Source organism: Candidatus Magnetobacterium casense (assembly GCF_019173545.1).
GTDB lineage: Bacteria > Nitrospirota > Thermodesulfovibrionia > Thermodesulfovibrionales > Magnetobacteriaceae > Magnetobacterium > Magnetobacterium cryptolimnobacter.
Map to the genome: position 1 here is coordinate 1 of NZ_JABXWD010000146.1, position 8445 is coordinate 8445.

General features: G+C 49.2%; 7 protein-coding genes and 1 pseudogene. 5 read left to right on the forward strand and 3 right to left on the reverse strand.

Going from position 1 to position 8445, the window contains the following annotated elements; all coding sequences use genetic code 11:
* The 5 genes and pseudogenes from HWQ67_RS09130 to HWQ67_RS09150 all read left to right on the forward strand — a co-directional run.
* Positions 1 to 541, forward strand: a pseudogene (locus HWQ67_RS09130) (hypothetical protein); the annotation flags it as partial.
* Positions 541 to 741: a hypothetical protein gene (locus HWQ67_RS09135; RefSeq protein ID WP_218252379.1), complete on the forward strand. Its 201-nt coding sequence runs from the start codon at positions 541 to 543 to the stop codon at positions 739 to 741. The pseudogene HWQ67_RS09130 and the gene HWQ67_RS09135, both read left to right, overlap by 1 nt.
* Positions 742 to 3345 carry a hypothetical protein gene (locus HWQ67_RS09140; protein ID WP_218252380.1) on the forward strand — a complete coding sequence of 868 codons (2604 nt, stop codon included), beginning with the start codon at positions 742 to 744 and terminating at the stop codon, positions 3343 to 3345.
* 15 nt (positions 3346 to 3360) lie between these two features.
* Complete coding sequence (locus HWQ67_RS09145) at positions 3361 to 5757, forward strand: hypothetical protein (RefSeq protein WP_218252381.1); 2397 nt, start codon at positions 3361 to 3363, stop codon at positions 5755 to 5757.
* Positions 5758 to 5786: 29 nt separating this feature from the next.
* Positions 5787 to 5927 carry a hypothetical protein gene (locus HWQ67_RS09150; protein WP_218252382.1) on the forward strand — a complete coding sequence of 47 codons (141 nt, stop codon included), beginning with the start codon at positions 5787 to 5789 and terminating at the stop codon, positions 5925 to 5927.
* Positions 5928 to 6367: 440 nt separating this feature from the next.
* On the opposite strand, the gene HWQ67_RS09155 is transcribed toward HWQ67_RS09150, so the two are convergent.
* The 3 genes from HWQ67_RS09155 to HWQ67_RS09165 all read right to left on the reverse strand — a co-directional run.
* A complete protein-coding gene (locus HWQ67_RS09155; protein ID WP_218252383.1) occupies positions 6368 to 6880 on the reverse strand; it encodes a pentapeptide repeat-containing protein in 513 nt (170 codons plus the stop codon).
* Between the two features lie 377 nt (positions 6881 to 7257).
* Complete coding sequence (locus HWQ67_RS09160) at positions 7258 to 7539, reverse strand: hypothetical protein (protein ID WP_218252384.1); 282 nt, start codon at positions 7537 to 7539, stop codon at positions 7258 to 7260.
* Positions 7540 to 7892: 353 nt separating this feature from the next.
* A partial coding sequence (locus tag HWQ67_RS09165; protein WP_218252385.1) for a hypothetical protein occupies positions 7893 to 8445 on the reverse strand: 553 nt, incomplete at its 5' end.

Here is an 8445-nt window from a genome sequence, read left to right on the forward strand (position 1 = left end):
GGAAGGGCCAAAAGAACCGTGGGATATGACGAGAGAGGAATATGCTGAATCATTGGGATACGATTCAAGAAATTTACCGATAAAGCCCATTCCCATGGCAGATGCACGCTCTTTTCCGATTACTCGTGATGTGGATATACCTCTTGAAAAGCATATCAGACAGGCTTTGAGGGAAGGCAAACTTACTCCCGAACGTGCAGAAGAACTAGGTCATTTTGACGCATATCCCGAACTGAGAGATGTTAAGCCGGAAGTGACTGCCAAATGGAGCACGCAACCGGGACTTGATGAGGGCAAAATTGCGAGTGAAGCGGCGGATGTGGCGTTAAAAGAACCTCCTTCCAAAATGGATAGTGCAGCAGCGCAAGCGGAACTCGACGAACTCATGCCGGAAATAGAAGCCATGAAACAGGCAGACCTCTTATCGGAAGACGATCTTGCAAGACTGGAAGAAGCAGAACTGTATGCGAAACAGGAAAAGCAGAACCAGGACATTATCCAGGCGGCATTTGAATGCCTGACCAGAAAGGATGGATCGTAATGAAAGGGGCAGCAGTCGGAACAGTCGTTTTCATGGCGATAATGGTCTTCTGGATGGAACTCCTCTGCTATTCCCGCTTGGCTGAAACGAAATATAACAGCGATTGGTGGGCCTTTATAGGAATTGTTTATATCATATCCGGGATCTTTATCGGCTGGCTGGTCTTCTGGGCCATAGTGTTTTGGATGGAGAAAAAGTAAATGGCAAAGCCTAAAAAGAAGCTCATATGCTTTGACGATATCAGACTCATGCTGAAAGATGAGACGATCTCCGATAAGCAGATAAACAATCTAATCAAGGAAATACGCAAGCGCGAAAAGATACGCAAGGCAGAAGGCACACTCCAATCGACTGAGGAAATACTCAAGGATATTACCGGAAAGATGGTCGAGGACTCAAAGATTGCTGCCATTATCGAAAAGAGAAATAAGGCAAAAAATCTGACGATAGATAAGCAACTTGATACCAGCGAAACCAGACATCGAGATCCAGCCGATGCGGCACAGTCCAAAACAGTAGGCACCTACATGAGCAGAGGATCTGTAGACCAGCTCTATAAGAGCTATCAGGCCGATTATCTGGTAGGCTTGGTACATGATTTGAGGGATGCTGAAACGGGCCTGCTCGAAATTGCGAGAAAGGGAGTGATAGACGAAGATATTGCCATGGAACGTGGCGAACTGATGAAGGAAGATGGGAAGCCCGGAATCACTCAGAACCGAGAAGCATTGGCAATAGCCGAGATCATACACAAATGGCAGGAGAAACTCAGACGAGATTTGAACAATAGAGGTGCCTGGATAACGGAATTGGAAGACTTCATAGCCTCTACCTCTCATGATCCCGATAAGCTGAAGCCTTCTCTCATGGAACGGTATAAAGCCAAGCGAGGGGGATATGATCCCTGGGATGCCAAATACCAGCAGTGGAAGTCAGATATTTTTGCTTCAAGATTGAATCAGTCCAAAGTGTTCGAGGATGTTGCCTCGGAAGATATTGAGGCATTCATGAGAGGAAGCTTCGACGCCCTTGTATCGGGACTTCATAAAAATGCCGGTAAAGGGGCCGATTCGACCTCTAAAATCTCGGGCTTTAAGGGACCAGCTAATCTGGCACGCAAACTGAGTGAAGCTCGAAAATTCCATTGGGAAGACGGTAAGGGTTGGTGGGAATACCATAAAAAATACGGGAGGGGCACTCTTCTTGATACGGTTATGTCCGGGCTCGATAGTGGGGCCAGAAATGTTGCTCTCATGCAGGTGTTTGGTACGAACCCGGAAGATGGCTATATCCGGTGGATTGAAAGGATGATGGAGAAGTATCGGACGAGTGCAGAGCCTGGGGCAATGGATAAGTTTAATAGCCTCAAATCTCAATCCAAAAAGCTGCAAAACTTCTGGAAGGAAGTAAGTGGTGAGACTCAGATGGCCCATAATGCGGGCTGGGCTAAATTCTCTTCCGGGCTCAGATTATCTCAGAACTTAGCCAAACTTGGCGGGCTCCTGCTCTCTCAGCCTAACGATATCGCAACCATCGCGGTCGAGCTTTCAAGGAATGGGATACATCCCCTTGAAGGCTACTATACCGCCATGACGAACCTATTCAAAGGCCGCACTGCGGGTGAGATAAGATTGCTTGCAGACCTGATAGGTGTTGGTGCAGACGGCATTGTAGGAGATTTAGCAGGCCGGATCTCGGCGCTTGATAATGTGCCGTCTGCAATGCGTAAGATTCAGCGTGCATTCTTCAAGGCAACTGGAGGTGAATGGTGGACTGATTCACACAAAACGGGTGTTGGTCTCATACTTTCGCATAACCTGGGCCGCAATAAGATGAAAGCTTTTGCCGAGCTCGATCCAGACCTCCAGACCACTTTGCGTATTTACGATATAGATTCCGGTAAGTGGGACATAATCCGAAGGTATAGCACGGAAGTGGAAGGCAAGGAGTTTATCTCGCCCGACCTCATGCAGAATATAACGGATGATGAGGTTCGAGCCTATATGATTTCTCAGGGCATAGACAAGTCCAAGATCCGAGGTATCCAGGACTTCAAGCGCAGGCTCGAAGTGGATCTTCGCTCTTATTTTGTGGATAGAACAGACCATGCGGTTCTAACACCAGGAGCAAGGGAACTTGCCGCCATTCGACTTGGCACAAGACCTGGAACTCTCGAAGGTGAAGCATTACGCTTTTTCGGACAGTTCAAGGCTTTCCCTTATACCATGATCCATAAGATGCTTGGTGGTGAAATATACAGGGGTGGAGCAAGAAACCTCCGGGAAGCCTTCTTGAGCAGTAAGTACAGGGGTGATTTGCTCGGGCTTTCGCATCTGCTGGTTGCAACTACAGTGCTTGGTTACATTTCCATGAGTATGAAGGATCTTGCCAAGGGCAAAATGCCGAGAGACCCAACTGATTGGAAGACCTTTATCGCTGCATTCACTCAAGGTAATGGTGCAGGAATCTATGGAGATTTCGCTTTTGGCGAGTTTAACAGATTCGGGAGATCGGCACTATCTAGCCTGGCGGGTCCGACAATAGGGCAATTGGATGATGTTTTGGAACTGTGGACACGATGGAAAAAAGGGGAGGATTTGGGTGCCCAAGGCTTTCGTATGGCTCTAAATAATGCTCCTTTCATAAATCTTTTCTATACCCGCTGGGCCTTGAATTATCTCTTTCTCTACAATATCCAGGAGCATATGAACCCCGGCTATCTAAGACGCATGGAACGGCGTGTTGAAAGGGAAAACGCCCAAACATACATATTCCCGCCCAGCAAATATTCTGCCGGGCGCTAAAGGAGGGCAACTGCAATGTCCGTGGATACCAGCAAAAGTTATGAAGCTCTGTTTACAGGAACGGGTATTACCGGGCCGTTTGAGTTTACATTCCCAGCATGGGATGATGCAGATGTAGAGGTAATCCGGGGCGATGCAAACGGAGTTGAAACGGTTCTGATTCTCGATGTGGATTACGAGATGAGTCTTGCTGCCGGCGTTGGCGGAGAGGTGAATCTTGTGGTTGCTCTGCCGACAGATGAGTATCTCATGATCCGATCTATCCGGGACTACACGCAGGATCAGGAATATACCGAGACTGAGAAAATCACAGCACAGAGCTTGAACGATGCCCTCGATAAGCTTGCAATACATATCCAGCAGGTGAAGGAAATTACCGAACGCACGCCACATTTTAGACGGACCTGCGACCCGGATATTCGGGATCTTGTCTGGTCCGATCCATACCCCAATTACCTGATTGGTTGGGATTCAGCCGGGACCGCTATCCAGAACTACCCCACAACATCCCTGAGCGTGCCGGTATTCGACTGGATTGGGAATTATACCGACCTGGCGGACATGGTTGCAACTATTGGAGCAGGTTCAAAGACCGTGGTAATAGACACGGCGCAAGCACCTTCTGCCAATGTGACCATCCCAAATAACATACACCTTTTTTTCGTTCAGGGTGGGGCTATCAACCCAGCCGTTGGGACGACTACCACGATTAACAATATGTGGGCACCTCCTGGGGCTCAGGTATTCGGGGGCCTCGGTACGATAGCTTTTGCCTCGACCACGACGATGAAGGAAGCCCATACGAATTGGTGGGGCACAACGGCGGCGGCAATTAACCTGGCTATTGTGGCCTGTGCTGCGAGAAACATTCCCCTTTACCTGCCTCAAGGGGTTATCACTACCGATGCAACGATAGACTTTAAGACGGGGATGATACTGCGTGGTGCCGGTGGTCAATATGTAGATGCCACACAAGGAACCATCATTACACCTACGGTGGCTGTAACCACGGCCGTTCGAGCCTTGCTGTGCTACAATGTAGAATTTGATAATATCCACATAAACATGGCAAATATGGCGGCAAACGCTATTGGTTATGCTCACATGGGATCTTGGTTCGTTACGGGTAGCAGATGTTCCGTTACGAATTATCCGACTGATGGTATTGGCTTCCTCATGCGAGCTACAGGAACAGGCGAAAGCGGAACACTGCGCGGCAATTTCTGGAATAGATACACAGATTGGGATCTCGATGGTGATCCAGTTGCCAAAGCGGGGACGGCCTTCAAAATTGATCGGGAAGCATCGAGCACCCAGACGACAACCTCAACCATATTTATGAACTTCCGAAACGATAACGCTACCATTGGGTATAACCTGGAAAGAACTGGCTCTGGGATCATTTTCATAGACTGTGGTGCAGAGGCCATGACCGGAGCTGGGATCTATCTTGGCACCAACTCCCAAGCTATTAAATGGGATGGTGGCGAAATAGCATCATGTAAGGGTTGGGGCGTCGATATGACCGGAACGACCTGGAATAGAGCCATATTCCGGGGCACTACCTTCAACGCCAACCGTTTCAGCATAACCGATACGGGGGTGAACTGGACATGGACAAACCATGCCGGCAATGTTTTCAAGCTCGACCAGGCACTGACTGTGCCTGCGCCTCAGGTTGAAGCTCCCCCTCCCCCCTATACGCAAGTATTTGAAAATGATGTGGGCTTACGGGGTTTCGCTACAGCAGCAGAGGTGGTGGCAGCCGGTACATGGGCTTACGAAAATGGTGTGTTCTATATCTGGACCACAGGCAGTGTAGATCCTGACACTCTGGCTTCCGGTACGATCAAGATTGTGGGCGATATCAATTTCAATGCGGCAACTCTAGGATATGTACATTGGGAAAGAGAAGGCAGGAATATTCCAGGGCTCTTTGCACAGAACCAGCAGTTGACCAGAACGGTTAGCATCCTGCCTGATATCACGGTAAATAACAAGGTTCTTGTAACCCATGGTACGGCTACGGATCAGGTTTGGGACTGGTCCGGTTATAATGCCGGTACGAATACTTTCAAGCATCTCAGGTTTATCAAGGCAGATCAGACACTCACGAATGCGGCGGCTGTGGCTATAGACTTGAGCCTCGGAACGGAATGCTATCTCGCTATAACGGATGCTACGGCACCAACAATCGGGGCACCAAGCAACGCCTATGTGTATCAAGAATTTACACTTTGCGTGAAAAATACGCATGTAGCAGGTGTAGTGGTTTCCTTCAACGCCGTCTTTGCTTTCAGTGCCGCTGCTGGTCCACCTTATACAATAGCTGCGGCTAGATGGCGATCATGGCAGTTCAAAAACTTCGGTAGCAAATGGGCATGTATGAGCGATTCAGGTGATTTGGCTTAAAATGTGAGCCCCTTTGGGGGCTCCGTTTCATGCCATTTCACCACACATTTCTGGCATACAGGCCAATCTTCATCCGGATTATAGTCCTGCCAGTCGAGGTAGAACACCTCTCCGCAAATGTGGCAGGAGAGGGCTACGGTGATTGTGGTGTTTGGTATGCGTGGTTTTAAGCAGTGTGGCATTTTGAGTCCTTATTTATGATTTCTTGCAATTCTTCGACTGACTCCAATTAACAAGCAATTGCCTTCATTATGTTGTATCAAGGTCAATCGAGAAAAAAAGCCAACAGAAGATTACCTCGCCAAGTCCGGTAATAATCTTGGGCCGTAGTCGCCAGTAACACGGTTTATAATAGATGGTGATTATAATCATCTTTAACGCTCGTCATCATCAGGGATGGTGATGGGGCGCTTGCCACAATCGGGACAATTGTTTTGATAACCGTCATGCGGGCAATGCAAACCCCACCATCGACAACCACAAAACTCACAGATTCGACGAAAGTGGGTTGACTCTTCGCCAAAATCACCGTCATCGTAGGGGTCAAATTTGCAATTGCACATTTTCAAAGCCTAACATTGGCGATAACCCGCGCCCCTCGGCGACTGGTTCATCCCTCGACCGACCGCCACAGCACCGGCACAGTCTTTGGCTTGGGACATCGATAACTCCACCACCAGATTTCCTTGCGTTCAAAGACAAAACAATATCCACCCGAGAGGTCTTGGCTCATTAGGACCACGGCGCGCCTCTCGCCATCAGGTAGTGGCCATCCGCCGAGTCGGCGGGTGATCGCCTCGGCAGAATATTTTTCGCCTGCGGAAAAGATTAGTGGAGCCAACCACACGGCCTCTTCGAGATCCTTGATTAAATACGCGCCTCCCAGGTCCGCGCCTTCCAGATATGCGCCTCCCAGGTATGCGCCTCTCAGGTATGCGCCTCCCAGGTCCGCGCCTCCCAGGTATGCGTCTCTCAGGTCCGCGCCTCCCAGGTCCGCGCCTTCCAGGTATGCGTCTCTCAGGTCCACGTTTTCGCTGACAGCCAGCTCCGTAAGATCCTTGAGACTCACCACCGCCTTTCCTTCAAAAATTATCTTGTCCGTATACTGATTTCGAATTTCCACTCATTCCTCCTGCTAACGTTGGCGATGACCCGCACCGGGCTTGGGAGTAGAGGAAGAAAGAGAAAGATGCTCCCCCGCCATCCGCTGCATTCGCTGGTTAGACAATTTCGCCAAACACATTGTGCAAATTGGACCTTCTCCGACCCAAGTAACCTGCGATGCCGTTGAAAGATCCCTGCCACAAAAGGCACACATGAGCGTATTTGTTGTGATGGTCATCTTTCCTCCATTGCGTCTAACGTTGGCGATAACCCGAACCCCTTGGCGTATGGTTCATTGCTGGGTTAGGCGATCACAGTACCATTCTCAAAGGGTAGGTCTTGCCCGGTAAAGGTCATCGCCTTTCTGGTTTTCCAGGATTTTCAGTATGAATTGTTTCATGGTCTCTTCCAATCCCAAAATGCCGTTACTTTCAGCAAGCTCCACCACAGATCCCGCATATCCATCCAATCGAGATTCGAGTCTATAACTTCGTAAATCTCACCCCATTCCGAATGTCTGGTGTAGTCATCCCACATACGCCATACAGTTTCGTAGTTGATCACCCTGAGAGCCCAATCCATTACACAATCGCAACAAAAAGTGCCGACAAAATCCAGCTCGACATACGCGATCCCTGGAAGCCACCTGTTGCAAGTATCGCACCGTCGCTTAGTCATCCCATCCCTTTCCATTCTCCAGCCTCAGCTCTTCCCTCCGCTCTTTCCATCCCGCCCAAGCCCAGCAGCAGGCAAATGCCAGAGCAAAGAACCATACGCAGAGGCCGGTTGTCCAGAGTAGCCAGTTAAGGGCTGTTAGCATTATTCCTCCTCCTCAGGTATCGGGGTAAACCCATCGCATTCCAGCAACCAAATCGGGTCAAAATTATTGGGCCAATAAAACCATCCCATTTCTATACCATGTTGACGACCCTTTACCTTTAGTTCTTTTCTATTCGGGTGTTTACACCGACTATGGGCATCTCCAGGAACAGTCCCACGATGGCGACAATCATAACAATTTGGCTTTGGCATTATTCCTCCTCCTCCTCCCATTCCCATTCAATCTTGCGGGTTTCGAGATAGCCGCTGCGGGTATTACTCATACGTTTGGCTTCATTCTCATTTAACCAGGTTTCTCCTGGCCCATCTATATAGAGGTTTATCCACACACACCTTGACTTCTTCATCTTCCGCCTCGGCCTCGGCCGGTAGAGGATGAGGGGAGGTTCCCAGAAGATTATGGGACCAGAAGAAGGACGGGTTCCATCAAGATCATACGGCCCGTAACATGAATATAGGTCTTTGATGAAGACCTTCTCATTTTCTACGCGGAGAATCGTAAACCATATTTGGAGCTTATCATTCCAGACCCTATCCCCCGGCTTGGCATCGGCAAACGATTGTTCGCGGAAGTATTCTTTGCCATCTATTGTGATAGGCTTGGAGATTTCCCGCTCCTTCTCAAGACAGCTCGGGCAAAGGCCCACTGGGGTATTTATTACGTATGTAGCTTTCGCTCCACACCCCTTGCACTTGCTCTCCTCACTCATTCCGCTTCTCCTTCTCCTGTCGGGGCGACCGAAG